Origin of the sequence: Mesorhizobium sp. L-8-10 (assembly GCF_016756635.1) — a bacterium.
GTDB lineage: Bacteria > Pseudomonadota > Alphaproteobacteria > Rhizobiales > Rhizobiaceae.
In genome coordinates, this window is record NZ_AP023263.1 from 2912469 (window position 1) to 2932745 (window position 20277).

20 protein-coding genes are annotated in these 20277 nt (G+C 66.7%); 9 read left to right on the forward strand and 11 right to left on the reverse strand.

From position 1 onward, the window contains the following. Positions 1–51 precede the first annotated feature (51 nt). The 8 genes from JN280_RS13555 to JN280_RS13590 form a co-directional block, all read right to left on the reverse strand. On the reverse strand, positions 52–1488 hold the full coding sequence (locus JN280_RS13555) for an MFS transporter (protein ID WP_244743298.1): 1437 nt from the start codon (positions 1486–1488) through the stop codon (positions 52–54). 72 nt (positions 1489–1560) lie between these two features. Next, complete coding sequence (locus JN280_RS13560) at positions 1561–2040, reverse strand: DUF992 domain-containing protein (RefSeq protein ID WP_202312840.1); 480 nt, start codon at positions 2038–2040, stop codon at positions 1561–1563. Positions 2041–2141: 101 nt separating this feature from the next. Beyond that, positions 2142–2621: a DUF992 domain-containing protein gene (locus JN280_RS13565; protein ID WP_202312842.1), complete on the reverse strand. Its 480-nt coding sequence runs from the start codon at positions 2619–2621 to the stop codon at positions 2142–2144. Between the two features lie 189 nt (positions 2622–2810). Then, the gene (locus tag JN280_RS13570; RefSeq protein ID WP_202312844.1) at positions 2811–3656 is read right to left on the reverse strand and encodes a tetratricopeptide repeat protein; all 846 of its coding nucleotides are present in this window, start codon (positions 3654–3656) and stop codon (positions 2811–2813) included. A gap of 157 nt (positions 3657–3813) precedes the next feature. Beyond that, positions 3814–4065: a 30S ribosomal protein S21 gene (rpsU, locus tag JN280_RS13575; RefSeq protein WP_202312847.1), complete on the reverse strand. Its 252-nt coding sequence runs from the start codon at positions 4063–4065 to the stop codon at positions 3814–3816. A gap of 137 nt (positions 4066–4202) precedes the next feature. Beyond that, on the reverse strand, positions 4203–5708 hold the full coding sequence (locus JN280_RS13580; RefSeq protein WP_202312848.1) for an ATP-binding protein: 1506 nt from the start codon (positions 5706–5708) through the stop codon (positions 4203–4205). A gap of 132 nt (positions 5709–5840) precedes the next feature. Then, a complete protein-coding gene (locus tag JN280_RS13585; RefSeq protein WP_244743300.1) occupies positions 5841–6215 on the reverse strand; it encodes a YrdB family protein in 375 nt (124 codons plus the stop codon). Positions 6216–6284: 69 nt separating this feature from the next. After that, positions 6285–7043, reverse strand: a complete 759-nt coding sequence (locus JN280_RS13590; RefSeq protein WP_202312849.1) for an SDR family oxidoreductase — start codon at positions 7041–7043, stop codon at positions 6285–6287. Between the two features lie 193 nt (positions 7044–7236). Here JN280_RS13590 and JN280_RS13595 point away from each other — a divergent pair, with 193 nt between their 5' ends. The 5 genes from JN280_RS13595 (at position 7237) to JN280_RS13615 (ending at position 13104) form a co-directional block, all read left to right on the forward strand. Further along, complete coding sequence (locus tag JN280_RS13595) at positions 7237–8490, forward strand: sarcosine oxidase subunit beta (RefSeq protein ID WP_202312850.1); 1254 nt, start codon at positions 7237–7239, stop codon at positions 8488–8490. A gap of 14 nt (positions 8491–8504) precedes the next feature. After that, entirely contained in the window at positions 8505–8918 is a 414-nt protein-coding gene (locus JN280_RS13600; protein ID WP_244743523.1) for a hypothetical protein, read from the forward strand. A gap of 26 nt (positions 8919–8944) precedes the next feature. Continuing rightward, the gene (locus tag JN280_RS13605) at positions 8945–9337 is read left to right on the forward strand and encodes a sarcosine oxidase subunit delta (RefSeq protein ID WP_202312852.1); all 393 of its coding nucleotides are present in this window, start codon (positions 8945–8947) and stop codon (positions 9335–9337) included. 205 nt (positions 9338–9542) lie between these two features. Continuing rightward, a complete protein-coding gene (locus JN280_RS13610) occupies positions 9543–12536 on the forward strand; it encodes a sarcosine oxidase subunit alpha (protein WP_202312853.1) in 2994 nt (997 codons plus the stop codon). Continuing rightward, on the forward strand, positions 12529–13104 hold the full coding sequence (locus JN280_RS13615; RefSeq protein ID WP_202312854.1) for a sarcosine oxidase subunit gamma: 576 nt from the start codon (positions 12529–12531) through the stop codon (positions 13102–13104). The genes JN280_RS13610 and JN280_RS13615 overlap by 8 nt, the downstream gene beginning before the upstream one ends. An 878-nt stretch (positions 13105–13982) precedes the next feature. Here the strand turns inward: JN280_RS13615 and JN280_RS13625 are convergent. Together JN280_RS13625 and JN280_RS13630 are read right to left on the reverse strand one after the other, a co-directional pair. After that, positions 13983–14546 carry a methylated-DNA--[protein]-cysteine S-methyltransferase gene (locus tag JN280_RS13625; RefSeq protein ID WP_202312856.1) on the reverse strand — a complete coding sequence of 188 codons (564 nt, stop codon included), beginning with the start codon at positions 14544–14546 and terminating at the stop codon, positions 13983–13985. 53 nt (positions 14547–14599) lie between these two features. Further along, positions 14600–15070, reverse strand: a complete 471-nt coding sequence (locus JN280_RS13630) for an Lrp/AsnC family transcriptional regulator (protein WP_202312858.1) — start codon at positions 15068–15070, stop codon at positions 14600–14602. A gap of 141 nt (positions 15071–15211) precedes the next feature. On the opposite strand from JN280_RS13630, the gene JN280_RS13635 reads away from it, so the two are divergent. Together JN280_RS13635 and JN280_RS13640 are read left to right on the forward strand one after the other, a co-directional pair. Beyond that, complete coding sequence (locus JN280_RS13635) at positions 15212–16393, forward strand: diaminopropionate ammonia-lyase (protein ID WP_244743302.1); 1182 nt, start codon at positions 15212–15214, stop codon at positions 16391–16393. After that, positions 16390–17529, forward strand: coding sequence for an ArgE/DapE family deacylase (locus tag JN280_RS13640; protein WP_202312862.1), 1140 nt, complete (start codon positions 16390–16392; stop codon positions 17527–17529). The genes JN280_RS13635 and JN280_RS13640 overlap by 4 nt, the downstream gene beginning before the upstream one ends. 32 nt (positions 17530–17561) lie before the next feature. Here JN280_RS13640 and JN280_RS13645 read toward each other — a convergent pair whose 3' ends face one another. Beyond that, the gene (locus JN280_RS13645) at positions 17562–18518 is read right to left on the reverse strand and encodes a S1C family serine protease (protein ID WP_202312864.1); all 957 of its coding nucleotides are present in this window, start codon (positions 18516–18518) and stop codon (positions 17562–17564) included. Between the two features lie 242 nt (positions 18519–18760). On the opposite strand from JN280_RS13645, the gene JN280_RS13650 reads away from it, so the two are divergent. Next, positions 18761–19633, forward strand: coding sequence for a S1C family serine protease (locus JN280_RS13650; RefSeq protein ID WP_202312865.1), 873 nt, complete (start codon positions 18761–18763; stop codon positions 19631–19633). Between the two features lie 7 nt (positions 19634–19640). Further along, positions 19641–20201: a response regulator transcription factor gene (locus tag JN280_RS13655; protein WP_202312866.1), complete on the forward strand. Its 561-nt coding sequence runs from the start codon at positions 19641–19643 to the stop codon at positions 20199–20201. Positions 20202–20277: the final 76 nt, after the last annotated feature.

Here is a 20277-nt window from a genome sequence, read left to right on the forward strand (position 1 = left end):
ATCCCGCACACCAGAGCCCGGCAGGGATGTCGGGCTCTTCTGCTTGAATGATCACGCCGTCTCGGCCTCCAGCCTGGAGGCTGCACCGGAGATCCTGACCGCCGCGACGCAGCCGAGCAAGGCGAGCGGCACGAAGGCGAGGAACAGCCATGATGCAACGCCGGCGGCCGTTGCGGCAGTGAGGCCCTGCGAGAAGCCTGCCGCATTGGCGATGATGCCGGTCGTGGCCGCCCCTACGGCGTAACCGATGCGTTGCATCGTCGGTACGGCGGAGGACGCGATGGTGCGTTCCTCCGCTGCCGCCGATGCGACGATCGTCCTGGTGACGAAGGGCCATGCGATGCCGAACCCGCCGCCCTGCAGCATGGCGCAGATCAGGATGAGCGGGATGGATCCCACCGGAACCGTCCAGGCGAAGCCGGCGATGCCCGCCGCTATCATGATGGCGCCGGTGACGATGATCGTCCGTTCGTGCCGTGGGCGGGCATTGGCCACCAGGATCGAAAGCACGGACCAGGAGATCGATTCCGCCGCGATGATGTAACCCGCTGTCAGCACGGAAATGCCGTGCAGGCTGGTGAGCAGCAGCGGACCGTAGAGCGGGAAGGAGCAGGTGGCGACGGAGAAGGCCGCGACCATTATCATGCCGTTACCCACCGGAGTGCGCCAGTCGAAGAGACGGCTCGGAAAGAGCCGCGAGCGAGGCTTGCGGGCGTCGAGCGCGAAGAACAAAGCGAGTCCGGCCAGGCCGAGCACGAGCAGCACACTCGACCGTACCGGCTCGATCCTGACCCCCGCCGTGGCGACCAGCAGCACGCCGACGGCGAGCACGAGGAGGGCCATGGCCGGAAAAGGGGCGGGTTCGCCGGTTCCGCTCGGGCGTGTTGCCTTCGGCCCGCGCAGCACGGCGTAGCTGGCCGCGGCCATGGCCAGGCCGCCCAGGGCCGACATGCCGAAGGCCCAGCGCCAGGACAGTGATTCGGCAAACAGCGCGCCGAGCAGGGGCCCGCTGAAGGCGGCGACGCCCCAGATCGCAGACATGATGGCGAAGAGCTGGGGCCAGATCGCGCGTGGAAAGAGCCGTTCGACCGAAACGAAGGCCAGCGCGACGAGTGCGCCTCCGCCGAAGCCTTCAAGCAGGCGACCCGCGAGGAACCAGATCATGGAGGGTGCGAGGGCGCAGACCAGGGCGCCGGCGCCGAACAACAGGGCGGCCACGACCACGTTCATGCGCAACGCCACATAAGTGACGAGGCGCCCGGTCGCGGCGCCTGCGACGATCGAGCCGAGCTCGTATATGGCGAGCGACCAGCCGACCAGTTCGACCCCCGAGAGATCGCCGACCATCGCCGGCATCACGGTGGCGACCATGGTTTCGTTGGTGGCGTGAAGGAAGATGCCGAGGCTGACGAAGCAGAAGCGTGCGAGGTCGCCGCTCCGCCAGAGCCCCCGCCAGTCGATACTGCGCGGCTGGTCGTGCTCGATCACCGGCGGTCTCCTCGATTCGGCGACGATGATGGTCCCGTCGGTCAGGAGGCGGAAAGTACCAGACCGGGTGGCCTACTCGGCCATGCTGCGCAGCTGGAACTGGCTGACCCCGATGGCGATGTTGATTCCGGTCTGCGCCTGGATGCTCAGAGGCTGCAGGATGAAACTTTGGCCGGAGCCACCAACCAGCAGATTGGCGCCGGCACCGATGCCGGCGGTCGCCTCGGCGCTGGCTCCGACATAATCGCCGGTCAGCATGCCAGGGGCATAGATGTTTTTCGTCGGCGCCAGCACCAGCCATTGCATGAAGGTCTGGCCGGTCACGCCGATATCGAGGCCATATTTGGTGACGGCGCCGAAATAGGATTCGGGCTCGAAACCCTGATCCACCGGCTTGAAGACGCAGCTCAGATCCTTGGTCGAGCCGAAGATGAAGCCGGTGCCGCCCTCGATCGCGCAGTCGAGCAGCCCGAGTTCCACGCCCTCATGTGCGGCATCCGCAACACCCCCCAGCGCTGCAAGCAGCGTCGTCGCAAGCACCAGCTTCTTCATTGTTCTCCCCGGGAAGGCGTCGAGCCTTCGCGGGAAGATATCGAGGCAAGCCGGCGAGTGTAAGGCCTATGTGCCGGGCGGACCTTTCGGAAAGAGGCTGATCAGCCAGCCAGACGAAGCGTGAACTCGCTCACGCCGACCGCGACATTGAGGCCGGTCTGCGCCTGCACGCTCAGCGGTTGCAACGTCAGGGTCTTGTTCGATCCGCCGATAAGCACGTTGGCGCCTCCGCCGATCGCTGCACTCGCGTCGGCGCTCGCTCCGACATAGCTGCCGGCGAGAGCCCCGAAGGGTAGGGGATCGGAAGTGGGCGCGACGACCAGCCAGGTCATAACAGTCTTGCCGGTCACGCCGACATCGATCCCGAGTTTGGTCACGGTGCCAACATATTGTTCGGCCGGCTTGTTCGCGTCGGTCGGCTTGAACAGGCAGCTCACGTCCTTCCTGGAGCCGAGGATCAACCCTACGCCGCCTGCGATATTGCAGTCGAGCATGCCGACCTCGGTTCGGCCCTGTGCGAGCACGGGCGTTGCGAGAACCGCCGTTGCGGCGACGGTCGAAAGGATGAGTCTCTTCACCATGTGCAATCTCCATATCTACCTGTCGCCCACGGTAAACCGGCGAAGGCGTACGAAGTTCCGCCCGCTCACAACCCAGCCCGTGCTTTCCGGCAAGGCGGCAGCAAACGCGCTGCAATGGCGACAACCAGCGCGGGACATCGAAAAACGCGATCAGATGGAGAGAGGACGCGCGGGCGCGCCCCAAGACGCTCAGCCGCCGCGGGTGCGCGCCAGACCTTCGCTCGCCGGCTTGTAGTTGGGATCGAGCTGGGCGGCCCGCGCATAGGACTTGGCGGCCTTCGCCTTGTCGCCGCGCCGTTCGTAGATCAGCGCCTGGTTGGCCCAGCTCTCGGCGATCCGGTCGTTCAGCTTGATCGCGGTGTTGAAGTCGGCGAAGGCGTTCTCCTCGTCGTTCTGGGCGAGGTATGACAGGCCGCGCCCGTTATAGGGCTCCGGCGCGTCGGGCGAGAGCGAGATGGCCGTCGAGAAATCCTCGATGGCGAAAGTGTGCTGGCCCTGGCTCTGATAGATCAGTCCGCGATTGTGATAGGCACGCGGATCGGTCGTGTCGAGCTGGATCGCCTTCTGGAAATCGTTGAAGGCGTCCTTGGTGCGCCCTGCCTTCCGGTAGAGATTGCCGCGGCCGATATAGGCCGAATCATAGCTCGAATTGATCTGGATGGAGCGATTGTAATCGGTGAGCGCCGCCTGCTGGTCGCCGAGGAAGCGCTGGATCAGAGCCCGGTTGGCGTAGGCCTGATAGTAGCTCGGATTGAGCTCGATGGCCTTGTCGAAATCGCGCAGGGCCTCATTGTAGCGCCCACCGCGCCCATAGGCCGAACCGCGCGTGTTGTAGGCTTCCGGATCGCGCGGATTGCGCTCGATCACCGAGGTCAGCGAGGAGATGTTCTCGCTCGAACCCTGCGCCACATCGATGGTGGTCAGTTCTCCGGTCGGGCCGCTCTGGCACGCCGCCAACGGCAGCAGCGCGAGGAAGGCGAGCATCGGGGCATTGCCGCGCCATGAGGTTTTCCGGCCGCCGGTAATGCCATTCATTCCGATCTTCCTCTCACCCGATCTTCCTCTCACCTGGGAGCGTCTGCCCTTCAATCCCCGGGGCCCGTATGATGCGGGCGAAACAAAAAGGTGGCGGCGATTGCGCATCGCGCCACCTTCGGCAGTATCGACGGAAAAGGACGAAAACTTGGCGGCGTCAGCGCGCCGGCCTTGCCGTCGCGGCAGCGGCGGGCCGGCCACCGGGAACCAGACCCTCGCGCTGGGCGCGCTTGCGGGCCAGCTTGCGGGCTCGGCGGACGGCTTCGGCCTTCTCGCGGGCGCGCTTCTCGGAGGGCTTCTCGTAGTGGCCGCGCATCTTCATTTCGCGGAAAATGCCTTCGCGCTGCATCTTCTTCTTCAGCGCGCGGAGTGCCTGGTCAACATTGTTGTCGCGGACGAGTACCTGCACGTTCGATCCTGTCTTTGCCGGTTAAATACATTGGGCCGTCAGCCCATAGCTGAAGCCTCCGCGGTGGCTCCCATCGCGAATTGCGGCGGCTGATAGCAGAATCGGCCGCGTTTGTCGAGAGGGCGATCGACGCTGCGTTACTCCGCGGCTTGCCGCTGCTCCATGGCATCGGGGCCATCGGGATCGCCGGGGGCGGTCTCGCAGCCGAGGTCCGGGAAGGCGGCGACCCGCTTCCCGTGGAAATCGACCCGCACGATCAGCAGGCCGCGTTCCTCGAAATAGGTGAGCAGACGCCGCGCCCGCCGGGCGGATTGCGTGCCGTAAGCGCGGGCGAGCGTGGCATCGGACGGGCAGGGTTCGCCGGCTACCGCCGCCTGCGCGACCATCAGGAACACGCCCTGCACGTCGTCGGGCAGGCTTTCCGAAAGGCTGAGCGCCTGCTGCCAGCTATCGCTCTGCGCCAACTCGCCGCCGATGCCGGCCCGCGCTACGGCATAACGCCGGCGGAAGGCCGACAGCGACAAGGGGCTGCCAGGCACGCGGCGGATGCGGCAGCGCACCAGGAAATCCTGATAGAGCACGGCATCGGAACGAAAAGATGCGTCGGGATCGTCTATGATCTCGCGCATCACCTGCTCGATGCCGGCCTCGCGCTCGGCTTCGTCGATCTCGGCCGCCGGCTCTGCCGCGGCTTCCACAGCCGGCCGCGAGCGTGCGAGCTGGGCGAGGATATCGACCGTCGGGGTGGGAGGCGGCGGAGGAGGCGTGCGGCGCACGATCGGCGTCGTCTCCTCGGGTCCCGGCGTGAAGATCAGGTCGCGCGCGTCGACCGGAGCTTCGGGCAGGGGCGTGAGTTTCGGACTGGTCGACCGGGCCGAGGTTTCGACCGGGCCGATCGTGACCGGCAATGGCCGCCGGGAGAGGGCGGGGCCAAGCGCCACGAAATGGCCGCGCGCCAGGTCGCGGAACATCTCCGCCTGGCGGCGGTCCATGCCGAGCAGGTCCGCGGCGCGCGCCATGTCGATGTCGAGGAAGGTGCGGCCCATCAGGAAGTTGGAGGCCTCGGCCGCGACGTTCTTGGCGAGCTTGGCCAGGCGTTGAGTGGCGATAACCCCCGCGAGGCCGCGCTTGCGGCCGCGGCACATCAGATTGGTCATGGCGCCGAGCGAGAGCTTGCGGGCGTCGTCGGTAACGTCGCCCGCGGCGGCCGGCGCGAAGAGCTGCGCCTCGTCGACGACCACCAGCACCGGATACCAGTAGTCGCGGTCGGCGTCGAACATGCCGCCCAGGAAGGCCGCCGCCGCGCGCATCTGCTGCTCGACGTCGAGGCCTTCGAGATTGACCACCACGGAGACGCGGTGCTGGCGGATGCGGCCGGCGATTCGGGTAAGCTCCGATTCGGCGCGCGCGGCATCGACGACGACATGGCCGAACTTGTCCGCCAGCGTCACGAAGTCGCCTTCCGGATCGATCACGCATTGCTGCACCCATGGAGCGCTCTGCTCCAGCAGGCGGCGCAACAGATGCGACTTCCCCGAGCCGGAATTGCCCTGCACGAGCAAGCGTGTGGCGAGCAGTTCCTCAAGGTCGAGCCCGGCCGGCGTGCCGCCGGACGCGGTCCCCATGTCGATGTCAACCTTCATCGCGTCTCCAAAACCTCGCCCGCGGCTGACGCGTCCGCGACGCCAGTCCATAGCACCTCGCGGCGTCCGGATGCAGCAGTCGGCAACGAGATACCCACAAATGCTGACAAAGGCGACCCGCTATTGCGTAGCCTACTGACGCAAGAGCCAGTAGATGCGGTCGGCCGACAGCCCGTAATGGACTGCGACCAGAATCGCGAGGACGAGGGCCATCACGCGATGGCCCTCGATCCAGTAGGCCCCCGCGCCGCCGCAGAGAATCAACAGTTCAAGAAGAAGCCGGACACCGCCGGAGATCGGGACGGGCGCAGCGCCGGAGCGGCTGGGATCGCCGGGAACGGCGAAGATGCCCCACAGTGCGGCTGCCACGGCCGGGAAGAGCAGCGCCAGCGGCCATCGCCAGAGCGACGAATCGCCGAGGCGCCAGCCCGCGAGGCCGAAACCGGCGAGGGCCGCCAATTCCAGCAGGAAACGAAGCGTCAGATTCCACCAGGCACTGGCAATCACAAGCTCCGGCAGGGCAGATAGCCCTGCCGGTAGCCTTGGTCGGAATGAGATTCAGCACAATGCCCCGCTTCAGGTCCGATTGATCGACACGCCGCCATCGGCGAGCAGTGCTGCCCCGGTGGTGAAGCTCGACGCGTCCGAGGCGAGATAGAGCGCGGATCTTGCAATCTCTTCCGGCCGAGCGATGCGCTTCAGCGCATGCAGCCCTTCCACGAAGGCACGCTCTTCCGGTGTCGTGGCGGTCAGCGCCGGCGTGTCGGCGCCGCCGGGCAGCAGGGCATTCACGCGTACGCCCTTCGGACCGTATTCGGCGGCGAGCACCTGGGTGAGGCCGATCAGTCCGGCCTTGCTGGCGGCATAGGCGGTCATCCCGGGCATTCCCACCGTATGGCCGACGAAGGTGCAGGTGAAGACGACCGAACCGCCGCCGCGTTCGATCATCGCCGGGATCTGGTATTTCGCGCCGAGGAATGCCCCGGTGAGATTGGTGTCGATCGTATTGCGCCAGCCCTGCAGCGTGAGCTCGGACACGGAAGCCATCTCGCCGACCGAGCCGGCATTGTTGAAGGCGACGTCGAGGCCGCCGAACCTTTCGGTCGCGAGATGGACCAGAGCCTCGGCATAGGCTTCGTCCCGCACGTCGCCGGCGAGTGCCGCCGCGGTGCCGCCGGCATCCTCGATCTCCGCGACCAGCGTTTCGAGCTCGGCCCGGCGGCGCGCCGCGACGACCACCCTGGCCCCCTGGTCGGCGAACAGCAGCGCCGTGGCGCGGCCGATGCCGGAACTCGCTCCGGTTACGATGGCAATCTTGTTTGTGAGTGCGAACATCTTCTCTGCTCCGTGGCTATTGACGGAGCCGTGGTCGCAGATGGGCGGCGGGGCCGCCACCCGAAACAGGCGACCGGCGTGCGGCGCAAAACGGCAATTGCCGTCGCAAACAGCGCAAGGCTGGCACCGCCTTTTCGCTAGTGATACACGTCGCGTCCAGGCAACTTCCGGCAATACTTCGAGGCCAGGCCCAATGCGGAAATATTCGGTGTTCGCCATCGCGCGCGAGGCCATGCGCGGTCACAAGGGCTGGGAGGAGCAGTGGTCCTCGCCGGAGCCGCGCAAGGAATATGATGTCGTCATCGTCGGCGCCGGCGGTCACGGGCTCGCCACCGCCTATTATCTCGCCAGCGAGCACGGAATCACCAATGTCGCGGTGCTGGAGAAAGGCTGGCTCGGCGGCGGCAATACCGGGCGCAACACGACCATCATCCGGTCGAACTATCTCTACGATGAATCGGCGGGTATCTACGACCATGCGGTCAAGCTCTGGGACGGGCTGTCCCAGGAGCTCAACTACAACGTCATGTATTCGGCGCGCGGCGTCATGATGCTGGCGCACAACGTCCACGACACCCAGGTGCTGAAGCGCCACATCCATGCCAACCGGCTGAACGGCATCGACAATGAATGGCTGACGCCCGAGCAGGCCAAGCAATTCTGCCCGCCGCTCAACATCTCCAAGGAGGCGCGCTATCCCGTGGTGGGGGCGGCACTCCAGCGGCGCGGTGGCACCGCCCGCCATGACGCCGTCGCCTGGGGCTACGCGCGCGCCGCCTCGGCGCGGGGCGTCCACATCATCCAGAATTGCGAGGTGACCGGCATCAAGCGGTCGCCCAACGGCCATGTCACCGGCGTGGAGACCACGCGCGGCTTCATCGGCGCCCGCAAGGTGGGCGTGGTCGCTGCCGGCCATTCCTCGGTCATCATGCAGATGGCCGGCGTGCGCATGCCGCTGGAAAGCTATCCGCTGCAGGCGCTGGTTTCCGAGCCGGTCAAGCCTGTCTTCCCCTGCGTGGTCATGTCCAACACGGTGCATGCCTATATCTCGCAGTCGGACAAGGGCGAACTGGTGATCGGCGCCGGCACCGATCAATACATCTCCTATTCGCAGACCGGCGGGCTGCACATCATCAACCATACGCTCGACGCGATCTGCGAAATGTTCCCGATGTTCACGCGCATGAAGATGCTGCGCTCCTGGGGCGGCATCGTGGACGTCACGCCCGACCGCTCGCCCATCCTGGCCAAGACGCCGGTGCCCGGCCTCTATGTGAACTGCGGCTGGGGCACGGGCGGCTTCAAGGCAACGCCGGGTTCCGGTCATGTCTTCGCCCACACCATCGCCAACGACAATCCGCACCCGATCAACGCGCCATTCACGATCGAGCGTTTCCGCACCGGGCGGCTGATCGACGAGGCGGCGGCTGCCGCAGTCGCGCATTGACGATGGCCGTGCCGATGGCCGCCATGGCGCTACCCATCATGCTCGCCGCGGAGCAGGATCTGTTCCATATGCCCTCGGCGGAAGACGTGCGCATCCAGCCGATCGCCAGGACGGACAACGAGACCGGCTGGCCGTTCTCGGTCGACAGCGGCAATCTCACCTGCGTGTGGAGCGGCGGACAGAAGGTCGTCTTCTTCTTCGAGCCGCGGCCCGAGGATCTGGACGAGGACGAGGAGTTCGACCCGCGCGGCGTGCTGCTCTCGGTCAATCCGCTCGAACTCACCATCGGCAACATTGCCACCCGCGGTCTCTTCGCACCTGCCGGCAGCGTCGAGGAGCGGATCAGGCTCGTCGCACCCTTCGCGGCGATGGGCGACAAGCTATGCGATCAGCCGGCCGGCTCCCGCGTCGGCTACGGCGAACTCTAGGACATTCGAGAACAGGCAGGACAAGAATGCTTCTCATCCGCTGCCCCTATTGCGAGGAAGAACGTCCCGAGCTCGAGTTCCGCAACGCCGGCGAGGCCCACATCGCACGTTCGGCCGACATCGCGTCCATCTCGGACGAGGACTTCGAGAAGTTCTTCTTCATCCGGTCGAACACCAAGGGCATCATCTATGAGCGGTGGCGCCACGTGCATGGCTGCGCACGCTTCTTCAACGCCGTGCGCGACACCGTCACCGACAAGTTCGTGATGACCTACAAGGCCGGTGAGCCGAAACCCGAGATCGAACGTGCCGCGAACGATGCCGGACCGGCCGCCTGGGCCAACCGCCCGCCGGACCAGCTCAATGTGAAGAAGCCGACACGTAGGCGAACGAACGGCAAGGGAGCGTCGACGAAATGACCATCGCGCTGCTTCACCCCTCTCTGGCCTGCCGGCCATCTCCCCCTCAAGGGAGGAGATTGGCAGCGGCGCCACCTCGTTTCGACGTCCACGGCCGGCGAAAGCGTCACGGCCGTCCGATCTCCCCCCTTGAGGGGGAGATGGCCGGTAGGCCAGAGGGGGGTGACACGCGTCGCCTGGAGATGAATCTCGAGGGCACAGCCTGATGACCACAGCTTCCTACCGCATTTCCGGCACGGGGCGGCTGACGCCGGCCAGGACGGCGCGTTTCACCTTCGACGGCCAGGCCATGAGCGGCATCGAGGGCGACACGCTTGCCTCGGCGCTGCTCGCAAACGGCATCCATCTCGTCGGCCGCTCCTTCAAGTATCACCGCCCGCGCGGCATCCTCTCGGCCGGAGCGGAAGAGCCCAATGCGCTGGTGTCGATCGAGCGCGATGCGGCGCGCAAGACGCCGAATGTGCGCGCCACGGTGCAGGAGCTCTATGACGGGCTGACGGCGGTCTCGCAAAACCGCTGGCCGTCGCTCTCCTTCGATGTCGGCGCGGTCGGCGATCTCGCCTCGCCGATGTTCTCGGCCGGCTTCTACTACAAGACCTTCATGTGGCCCAAGGCTGCATGGAAGGGACTCTACGAGCCGAAAATCCGCGCCGCGGCCGGCCTCGGCGTGGCGCCCGACCAGCCCGATCCCGATCACTATTCTTCGCGCTTCGCGCATTGCGAGGTGCTGGTGATCGGCGGCGGTGCGGCCGGCATCGCCGCCGCGCTCGCGGCAGCCGAGACCGGGGTGCGCGTCATCCTCTGCGACGAGCAGGCCGAACTCGGCGGCGCGCTGCGCTTCGAGGCTGGAGCCGCGATCGAAGGCGAGGACGGCTGGAGCTGGGCGCAGAAGACGGTGGCCAGGCTTGCCGGCATGGGCAATGTCCGCGTGCTCCCGCGCACGACGGCCTTCGGCTTCTATGCGCAGAACTTCGTCGGTCTCGTCGAACGCGTCACCGACCATCTGGCCGGTCCCGACCGGTCGCTGCCGCGCGAGCGCCTTTGGCAGGTGCGCGCCAGGCGCGTGGTGATCGCCACCGGTGCGATCGAACGGCACATGGTCTTCGCGGACAACGACCGGCCGGGCATCATGCTGGCGTCGGCCGCCCGGACCTATCTCAATCATTACGGCGTCGCGGTCGGCAGGAATGTCGGTATCTACACGGCCAATGATTCCGCCTATGCGGCGGCGATCGACCTGAAGAAGGCGGGTGTCTCGGTCGCCGCCATCGTCGACCTGCGCGACAACCCGACCGGGCCGGCGGTCGACGAGGCGCGCGCGCTCGGCATCGAGGTCAATCATGGCCGCGCGGTGGTCCGCGCCGGCGGCAGGCTGCGCGTCTCCTCCATGACGATCCAGCCCAAGAATGGCGGCGGCGAGCGGACGATATCGGTCGATGCGATCCTGATGTCGGCCGGCTGGACGCCTTCCGTCCACCTCTTCTCCCAGTCGCGCGGCAAGGTCGCCTTCGATGACGCCACCAAGCGTTTCCTGCCCGGCGCCTATGCACAGGACTGCGTGTCGGTCGGCGCCTGCAACGGCACCGACAGCCTCGATGCAACCCTCGCGGAGGCCCTTAAGGCGGGCGCGGAGGCAGCGAGCGCGGCCGGCGCCAAGGGCAATGGCACAAAGCTGAAGGTCGACGCTTCGGAAGGCTGGTCGGGCGGCATGCTGGGCGCTGGCCCGGGCGCCGGAGCCGACACCACGGTGAAAGCCTTTGTCGACTTCCAGAACGACGTGACCGCCAAGGACATAAGGCTCGCCGTGCGCGAGGGCATGCGCTCGATCGAGCACGTCAAGCGCTTCACCACCAACGGCATGGCGACCGATCAGGGCAAGACCTCGAACATGCACGGGCTGGCGATCGCCGCCGAGACGCTCGGCAAGGAGATCCCCGAGGTCGGCCTCACCACTTTCCGCGCGCCCTACACGCCGGTGACATTCGGAGCGATCGTCAACCATGCGCGGGGTCCGTTGTTCGACCCGACCCGCCGAACCGCCATGCATGGCTGGGCGGAAGCGCATGGCGCGGTGTTCGAGGACGTTGGCCAGTGGAAACGCGCCTGGTACTTCCCGCGCCCCGGCGAGGACATGCATGACGCCGTCAACCGCGAATGCGTGACGGTGCGCAAGGCGGCGGGCCTTTTCGACGCCTCCACCCTGGGCAAGATCGAGGTGGTCGGGCCCGATGCGGCGAAGTTCATGGAGTTGCTCTACACCAACCCGTGGGAAAAGCTGGAGCCGGGGCGCTGCCGCTACGGCATCATGCTGCGCGAAGACGGTTTCATCTATGACGACGGCGTGGTCGGCCGCCTGGCACCGGACCGCTTTCACGTGACGACCACGACGGGCGGCGCCGCCCGGGTGATGAACCACATGGAGGATTATCTCCAGACCGAGTTCCCGCATCTCAATGTCTGGCTGACCTCGATCTCGGAGCAATGGGCCGTCGTCGCCGTGCAGGGACCGAAGTCGCGCGACATCATCGCGCCGCTGGTCGAGGGCATCGACCTCTCGGACGCGGCGATGCCGCATATGTCCGTTCGCGAAGGCAAAATCTGCGGCGTGCCGACCCGGCTCTTCCGCATGTCCTTCACCGGCGACCGTGGCTTCGAGGTCAATGTGCCGGCCGATTACGGCCAGGCCGTCTGGGAGGCGCTGTGGGCCGAGGGCCAGAAGCACGGCGCCTGCGCCTACGGAACGGAGGCCATGCATGTGCTGCGTGCCGAGAAGGGCTACATCATCGTAGGCCAGGATACCGACGGCACGGTGACGCCCAATGACGCGGGCCTCGACTGGGCGGTCGGCAAGAAGAAGGCCGACTTCGTCGGCATTCGTGGCCTGACGCGGCCGGACCTGGTCGCAAAGGGCCGCAGGCAACTCGTCGGCCTCAAGACCAGGGACCCGAGGATGGTGCTCGAGGAAGGCGCCCAGATCGTCGGCAATCCGAGCCAACCCATCCCGATGACGATGATCGGCCATGTCACGTCCAGCTACTGGTCCGAGAATTGCGGCCGGTCGATCGCGCTTGCGCTGGTGGAGGGCGGCCGCGACCGCATGGGCCAGACCCTTTATGTGCCGATGCCGACGGGGCTGATCGAAGTGGAAGTCGCCGGCATGGTGTTCTTCGACGAGAAGGGGGAGCGCCTCCATGGCTAAGAAGTCAGCATCCGTTGTCGCGGCCCCGTCCGCGGAGCGTCGCGCCGCGCTCGCCGGCGTCGATCTGTCGGCGAAGGGCGTGCGTCTCGCAGTTCTGCCGCCGGCCGAACGCGTGTCGCTGCGCGCACCGGCAGCGTCCATGGCAGCGCTTTCCAGGGCATTGGGCGTGACGTTGCCGAAAGCGCCGAAGACCTCCGCCGCGAAGGACGGCCGGACAGCCCTTTGGCTCGGCCCGGACGAATGGCTCGTCATCGACGAGGCCGGCGGCGACCCGCTCGCAGATTGCGCAACCGTGAAGGCGCTGCATTCGGCGGTGGGAATCTCGCATCGCAATGTCGGGATCGCCGTCACCGGGCCGGCGGCTGCCGCGACCGTCAATGCGGGATGCCCGCAGGACCTGTCGCTCGCGGCCTTTCCGGTCGGCGCAGCGTCGCGGACGATCCTCGGCAAGGTCGAGATCGTGCTTTTGCGCACGGCCGAGGACACGTTCCGGGTCGAGTGCTGGCGCTCCTTTTCCGACTATGTCTTCACCTTCCTGTCGGAGGCCGCGCGCGACGCCGCGGCGTAACGGCAGCGCCTTCGCTCGAATTTGGTCATCCGGCAGGAATGCCATTCGGAACCCTGCCGCCTGTCTGACGTTACGATGATCTTGTCCCGGGACGTTGCGGATCCGACGGGTCCGCGGAAAATGCCCCTAGGGCATGAAGCGTGTAGCGTCGTGGACGATACGCGATTTCGGATCGGTCCGGTGGAGAGGACCTCGCGATGACCAATGTCGGCAGAAACCACCCCGTGAGCAGGACTGCGCGTGAAATGCCGAGGCCGGCCGGGAAACGGCCGCGCAAGCATGTCGTCGACCGGCCGACGGATCAGACGGAATTGCAGACCGAACTGGACGAGGGATTGGAAGACACCTTCCCGGCGAGCGATCCGGTCTCGGTGACATCCACGGCCATACCGGGGTCGCCCCTGCGATCCCCGGGGTCGCCCCTGCGATCCCCGGGGTTGCCGGTGAAGAAGAAGTAGGATTCGGGACACTTGCTGAGTCCAACGCCTCCGTCGGCACCGGGCTGTGTGTCTCATCTTGCGACGTTTGCGCCGCCCCTCATCCGCCTGCCCGTCCTCCGCAGCTGCTGCGGAGGACGGGCAGGCGGATGAGGGGCGGCGCAATGGTCGAGTGAGAGAGCGCGGTCCTGTAAAATACTGGGCAAAAACAGGACGGGCCTGTTATTCGACTTCACGCCTTCCGGGATGGCGACAGGGTCGTTCAGGCATAAGAGGATCGGGCGCGCCGCAACAGGTCCGTCCGGCGGGAGTCGCAAAACCTCGACAGTGAAAGGATGCGTCGGAAAATCGTCGATGCCGGCACCGCCGTCAACCCAAGATGCGGGGGGTCATCAAGAATTGATCGGCCGGCGGCAAACGGTCGAACTCGACCCTTTGATGTTAGAACCCGAACGACTGCTGCGCCCGATCCGGCGATCCGACATGCACGCCCTCGAGTTCCAGCATCCTCGCCTTGGCGGTCGAGCCGCCGGGCGCCGAAAAGCCGCCGATCTTGCCGCCGGCCGCCAGCACCCGGTGACACGGGATGATCAACGCCACAGGGTTCCTGGCCATGGCCTGACCGACGTCGCGTGCCGCCTCCGGCCCCGCTCCGAGTTTCTTGGCCAGCGCGCCGTAGGTGGTGGTGTGACCCCAGCCAATGCGTCGCGCCGCATCATAGATACGCAGGAAGAATTCGTCCTGGTCGCCGAGATCGAGCGTGAAGCGTGAGAAGTCGATCGCCTCGCCGTCGAAATAGCGCCTGGTTTCGGCGATCGCCTCGGCCACTTCAGGCGTCGGCGTGCCCGGCCGCGCCTCCGGCATGCGGCGAAGAAGATTTCTCTCGGTTGCCGCGGCATCCCTGGTCGGTAGCTGGAAGCGCGTGATGCCGACATCGTTCCAGGCGATTCCGCAGAAGCCGGCCGATGTCTCGAAGATGGCGTAAGACTGCATTTTCTGGCCCATGGCATGGCCCTCGCGTTTCTCTGCCCTCAAAATCGTGCTTCGCGAGGCCTAACTCAACCCGATTCCTGCGCCATGCTGACAGCGAGCGACACCTTGCTGCGCTCCATCACCACCATCGTGCGGAAGCGCTTCACATTGCCCTCGGCGAAGAAGAGCTCACGCGTCAGCCGTTCATACTCGGCCATGTCGGCGACGTTGACGATCAGCACGAAATCGGCGTCGCCCGTCACGTAGTAGAGCTGCTGCACCTGAGGGCAGGCGGCGAGCCGGCGCTTCACCGCGTCGAGCAGGTCGAAGCGTTCGCTCTCCACCGTGACCTCGACGATGATGGTGATCGGCCGCCCGGCCTTGGCCGGGTCGACGACCGCGACATTGCCCGTGATCACGCCGGCAGATTCCAGAGCAGCGATGCGCCGGTTGACGGCGGACGGAGAAAGATGGACCGCTTCGCTGATGTCGCGCTGCGGCATTCGGTTGTCTTCCTGCAGCAGCGCCAGGATCTTGCGGTCGAACGCGTCGAGCATCGTTTTCTCCGATCGTGGGCGGATATTCCGGATATCCGGTTCCTCGCGCAACACGGTCCCGAAATAATGGGCAAAACCCGGCACAATTCCCGCATTGCTTCGACTAATGTTGCGCCATTGGTTCAGCAAGGAGATTTTCGAGTGTTCCACGCAGTGACGGACAAAGGCCCGGCGCCGCGCCCCCAACTGGCTGCCGCGCTGGGCGACGAGGGGCGCGCGAAGGCGCAGGCTTTCCTCGAGGCGCTGCCAGGCTACCAGCCGACCCCGCTCGTCGCCCTGCCGGCGCTTGCCAGGGCGTCGGGGATCGGCGCGCTGCATGTCAAGGACGAAGGGAAGCGGTTGGGGCTGAAGAGCTTCAAGGCGCTCGGCGGCGCTTATGCGGTAATCTCGCTGGTGCTGGACGAGGCGAGCCGGCGTCTCGGCCGGCCCCTGACCCCGGCCGACATCACATCAAAGGAAGTCCGCGCGCTCGCGGCGAGCATGACAGTCGCCTGTGCCACCGACGGCAATCACGGCCGCTCCGTGGCCTGGGGCGCCGAGCTTGCCGGCACCGCCTGTGAAATCTTCATCCATGCCGGCGTTTCCGAAGGCCGGGCGGCTGCGATGGCGACCTTCGGCGCGCATATCAACCGTGTGCAGGGCTCCTATGACGATTCCGTCGCGCTCGCCGCCGAGATGGCCAGGGAACATGGCTGGACTGTCGTTTCGGACACGTCGTGGGAAGGCTATGAGACGATCCCATTGACCGTCATGCAGGGCTATACCGCGATGATCGGCGAGGCGCTCGACGCATTGGCCGAGCCGCCCACCCATTTGTTCCTGCAGGCCGGCGTCGGCGGCATGGCCGCGGCCGTCGCATCCTACGCGACGCAGCGCCTGGGCGCCGCAGCGCCGAAAGTGACCGTCGTCGAGCCCGCGCGCGCCGCTTGCCTCCATGCAACCGCCAAGGCTGGAAAGCTCGTGACGATCCCTCACGGCGAGCCGACCGTCATGGCGATGCTCGAATGCGCCACCCCGTCGCCGATCGGCTGGGAGGTGCTTCGCCACCTGGTCGATGGCTATGTGACGCTCGAAGAGGATGAGGCTGTGGCCGCGATGAGGCGGCTGGCGCAGCCGCATGGACACGACCGGGCGATCGTTGCCGGCGAAAGCGGCGCGACCGGGCTTGCCGGCATGTTCGCCTGTCTCACCGATCCATCGGCGCGTGACCATCTCGGGCTCGGCGCTCATTCACGCATTCTCGTCTTCAACAGCGAAGGCGCGACCGATCCAACCATCTATACCGATATCGTCGGCCGCAGCCCGGAAGAGGTGGCTTCATGAACAACGACCCCATCGAACTCCTGAAAGAACTCGTCTCGATCAATTCGGTCAATCCCGATCTCGTGCCCGGCGGCGCCGGGGAGGGCAAGATCGCCGATTTCTGCGCGGCGTGGCTGCGGGAACGCGGGTTCGAGGTGCATCGCATCGAGGAGCATGCGGGCCGTCCGTCGATCGTGGGCATTGCGCGCGGAAGCGGGGGCGGCCGTTCGCTGATGTTCAACGGGCACTACGACACCGTCTCGATCGCCAGCTACGACGGCGACGCCCTCGATCCCGTCATCCGCGACGGCAAGCTTTTCGGCCGAGGTTCCTTCGACATGAAGGGCGGCGTGGCGGCCATGATGGTCGCGGCGGCACGGGCCAAGGAGAACGGGCTGCGCGGCGACATTCTCGTCGCCTGCGTCGCCGACGAGGAATATGCCTCCTTCGGCAGCGAGGAGGTCGCCGCGCGGTTCAAGGCCGACGCCGCGATCGTCACGGAGCCCAGCCATCACGAACTGACGACAGCCCATCGCGGTTTCGTCTGGTTCGACGTCATCGTGCAAGGCCGGGCGTCGCATGGATCGCGCCCCGAACTCGGCATCGATGCGATCGTCAAGGCCGGCAAGTTCCTCGTGGCGCTCGAAGAACTCGACAAGCGCCTGCGCGCGAACCCGACTCATCCGCTGCTCGGATCGGGCTCCGTCCATGCCTCGCTGATCAAGGGCGGGGAGGAGCTTTCGAGCTATCCGGCCGAATGCCGCATTTCGCTGGAACGGCGCACCATTCCCGGCGAGAACGCGGCCACCGTGGCGGCCGAACTGCAGGCCGTCATCGCCGCCATCGCCGCCGCCGATCCCGATTTCAAGGCGACGCTCGCCGCCGGTCTCGAGCGTCCGCCCTTCGAGGTTGCGGAAAGCGAGCCCATCGTCGCCATGCTCGACCGCATCGCGACGGAGCGGCTCGGGAAACGCCCGGCGCGCCGCGGCGAGCCGTTCTGGACCGACTGCGCCATACTGCAGGGGGCAGGCATTCCCTGCGTCATGTTCGGAGCCGACGGCGGCGGAGCCCATGCGGCCTCGGAATGGGCCGAGGTGAGATCCGTCGAGACGCTTGCCGATATCCTGACCGACACAGCGGTTTCGTTCTGCGGATAATGTCGCCCCTTGTTGGCGTTGCCTGAACCGTGTCAGCGCGGTTCAGGCCGGATCTGCGGCGTGACAGCAAACGTCTCCACCGTGCTGCCGCGGATAGCGGTCACAGCGAGCGATTGGCCGATCCTGTCGCCTGTGAGCATGCGGATCAGGTCGTCGACGCCGGTGACGGCGCGTCCGTCGATCGCGGCGATGACGTCGCCCTCCCGCAACCCGGCTCGTGCCGCCGGACCGGCCAGTTCGACCTTCCGGAGCCTGACCGCAGTGTCGCTGAGGACGCGGGTCGCCAGCGCCGCCCGCCGCGGCAGAACGACCGTATCGGCCGAAATGCCGATGAAGGCGCGCCGCACGCGGCCGTGACGAATGATCTCCGAGACGACATGGCTGGCGGTGTTCGACGCGACCGCGAAGGCGATGCCCTGCGCGCCGAGGATGATCGCGGTGTTGACGCCGATCACCTCGCCGATCGAGGAGGCCAGCGGTCCGCCGGAATTGCCGGGATTGAGCGCGGCGTCGGTCTGCACCACGTCGTCGATCAGCCGCCCGGTCGAGGAACGCATCGAGCGGCCGAGCGCCGAGACCACGCCAGCCGTCACCGTCCATTCGAAGCCGAGCGGATTGCCGATGGCGATCGCGATCTGTCCGCGCCGCAGCGTCTTGGAATCGCCAAGCCGCGCTACGACCGGGAAGCGCCCGTCGGCGCGGATGAGAGCGATGTCGGTATCGGGGTCGCTGCCGAGCACCCGGCCCTCGGCCGAACCGCCGCCGGGGGTGATCACCCGCACCCTTCCGGCGTCCGCCACGACATGGCTGTTGGTGACGATCAGTCCGTCGGGCGAGATGACGAAGCCCGAACCGTGGCCGGCCCTGCCGCCGATCTGCTCGATGCGCGCCACCGCCGGCCCGACCCGGTCCACCGCGTCCGCGACCGAACGGGAATAGGCGTCGAGCAGTGTTGCGTCGTCGTCGAGATGGAGTGCTGCCTCGCCCATGGTGACCCTCCGTCCCCGGCCTGTCGCGCGGCGACAGGCTGCAGGTTCTTGTTTCGCGCATGTCCTTTTCCCGAAAACGCTGCACATTTTCGGGAGACATGCCCGGAGTTCATTCGCTTCCTATATGTGCGGAGCGCGGCAGGCCCGTGCGACCTGCCCGAATGGCCAGTCTAGCCGTCTGGCGAGTAGGAAAGGGCGCGTACCTGGGCGATATCTGGGACCATCGAGCCCAGGAGGCGAATATGAGCAAATTCAATCTTCCGGACTTCTCCCGCGCGGTGACCGATCTCGCGCAATCGGCCGCTCCGGCGCTGGCAAGCCTCGACGTCCATCCGCGCCATAGCGTCAGCGCCTTCCATTGGCGCGACGGCCTCTATATCACTGCGGAAGAAGTCGTCGATTCCGGGGACGATCTGCAGATCGTGCTGCATGAGGGCGTGACGGCAAAGGCCGAGCTTGTTGGCCGCGACCCGTCGACCGGCATCGCGCTCGTCAGGCCGGAGGGCGTGAAGGCACCCGATGTGTTCACTCCGGCCAAGGATGTCAGGGCCGGCAGTCTCGCCGTGATCGTGGGCCAGGGCGGCACGTCGCCGCTCGTCGCCTTCGGCACGGTCAACGAGGCGGGCCCGTCGTGGCGCAGCATGCGCGGTGGCCTCATCGACCGCCGTATCGGCCTTGCCGCTCCGCTGGACGGGCGTTTCGAAGGTGCGGCGGCGCTCGACGGTGCCGGCGCCCTGATCGGCCTCGTCCTCTTCGGTCCACGCAGGAGGCCTTTGGTGATCCCTGCCGAGACGATCGAGCGGGCCGCGGCCGCCCTGAAGGACAAAGGCCATGTCGCGCGCGGCTATCTCGGCGCCGGGCTGCATCCCGTCCGCCACGCCTCGGTTCGGGGTGCGATGGTAATGAGCCTCGACGATGATGGTCCGGCCCGGGCAGCGGGCCTGCATCTGGGCGACATCATCACCGCATGGGACGGCGAGGCAATCGACGGTCCGCGCGACCTCTTGCGTCAACTCGGGCCCGACAGCGTCGGCTCGACGGTACCACTCGCCATCCTGCGGGGCGGCGAGAAGCGGGAGATCTCCGTCACGGTCGGCTCCCGGCCCATGAACTGAGGAGACGATGGCCGGTATCCTGACCATCCAGCTCGCGCTCGCCGATCACGGCCGGGAAGAGGAACTGGCCGTCGCGCTCTCGGAGGAGCGCGGCATCACCGTCGTGCATGAAGGCGACCTCGAGTCGTCGGCTCATGCCGATGTCGTGGTGACCGACAGCGCTCCACAGGACGGCGGAACGCCGCATGTGCTGTGGGGCGGCAAGGCCGGAGACGGCACCGACGTCCATGCGAGCCTTCCGGCCAAGACCCCCGTCGAAGTCGTGATCGCCGCGGCGCGGCTCGCCGCTGCAGGCTATCGGCTGGTCGGGGGCAAAAGCCGCAGGGTGGAGACGGGCGACGATCTCGCGGACATGCCGTTGCCGGCCCGGCTTCATCTCAGCGCGCGCGAGCGCGAGGTGCTGGCGCTGCTGGCCGAAGGCGCGCCGAACAAGGTGATCGCCCGCCGCCTCGGCATCTCCGTCCACACCGCGAAGTTCCATGTCGCGGCCGTCGTCGCCAAGCTCGGCGCGGCGAACCGTACCGAGGCGATCGGCATCGCCATGCGTGAAGGACTGGTGCTTATCTGAGCGCGACGAGTGTTGCCAAGGGTCGGTCCTATGACCGTCGGAGGCGCGAAAGCCGAGCGGCCTGTTGAGACTTGCT

Bases quoted from the DNA above. Each gene is read 5' to 3' on its own strand.
- JN280_RS13560 (WP_202312840.1), bottom strand. From the start codon at position 2,040: ATGAAGAAGCTGGTGCTTGCGACGACGCTGCTTGCAGCGCTGGGGGGT.
- JN280_RS13565 (WP_202312842.1), bottom strand. From the start codon at position 2,621: ATGGTGAAGAGACTCATCCTTTCGACCGTCGCCGCAACGGCGGTTCTC.
- JN280_RS13570 (WP_202312844.1), bottom strand. From the start codon at position 3,656: ATGAATGGCATTACCGGCGGCCGGAAAACCTCATGGCGCGGCAATGCC.
- JN280_RS13580 (WP_202312848.1), bottom strand. From the start codon at position 5,708: ATGAAGGTTGACATCGACATGGGGACCGCGTCCGGCGGCACGCCGGCC.
- JN280_RS13590 (WP_202312849.1), bottom strand. From the start codon at position 7,043: ATGTTCGCACTCACAAACAAGATTGCCATCGTAACCGGAGCGAGTTCC.
- JN280_RS13595 (WP_202312850.1), top strand. From the start codon at position 7,237: ATGCGGAAATATTCGGTGTTCGCCATCGCGCGCGAGGCCATGCGCGGT.
- JN280_RS13600 (WP_244743523.1), top strand. From the start codon at position 8,505: ATGGCCGCCATGGCGCTACCCATCATGCTCGCCGCGGAGCAGGATCTG.
- JN280_RS13605 (WP_202312852.1), top strand. From the start codon at position 8,945: ATGCTTCTCATCCGCTGCCCCTATTGCGAGGAAGAACGTCCCGAGCTC.
- JN280_RS13610 (WP_202312853.1), top strand. From the start codon at position 9,543: ATGACCACAGCTTCCTACCGCATTTCCGGCACGGGGCGGCTGACGCCG.
- JN280_RS13615 (WP_202312854.1), top strand. From the start codon at position 12,529: ATGGCTAAGAAGTCAGCATCCGTTGTCGCGGCCCCGTCCGCGGAGCGT.
- JN280_RS13625 (WP_202312856.1), bottom strand. From the start codon at position 14,546: ATGGGCCAGAAAATGCAGTCTTACGCCATCTTCGAGACATCGGCCGGC.
- JN280_RS13630 (WP_202312858.1), bottom strand. From the start codon at position 15,070: ATGCTCGACGCGTTCGACCGCAAGATCCTGGCGCTGCTGCAGGAAGAC.
- JN280_RS13640 (WP_202312862.1), top strand. From the start codon at position 16,390: ATGAACAACGACCCCATCGAACTCCTGAAAGAACTCGTCTCGATCAAT.
- JN280_RS13645 (WP_202312864.1), bottom strand. From the start codon at position 18,518: ATGGGCGAGGCAGCACTCCATCTCGACGACGACGCAACACTGCTCGAC.
- JN280_RS13650 (WP_202312865.1), top strand. From the start codon at position 18,761: ATGAGCAAATTCAATCTTCCGGACTTCTCCCGCGCGGTGACCGATCTC.
- JN280_RS13655 (WP_202312866.1), top strand. From the start codon at position 19,641: ATGGCCGGTATCCTGACCATCCAGCTCGCGCTCGCCGATCACGGCCGG.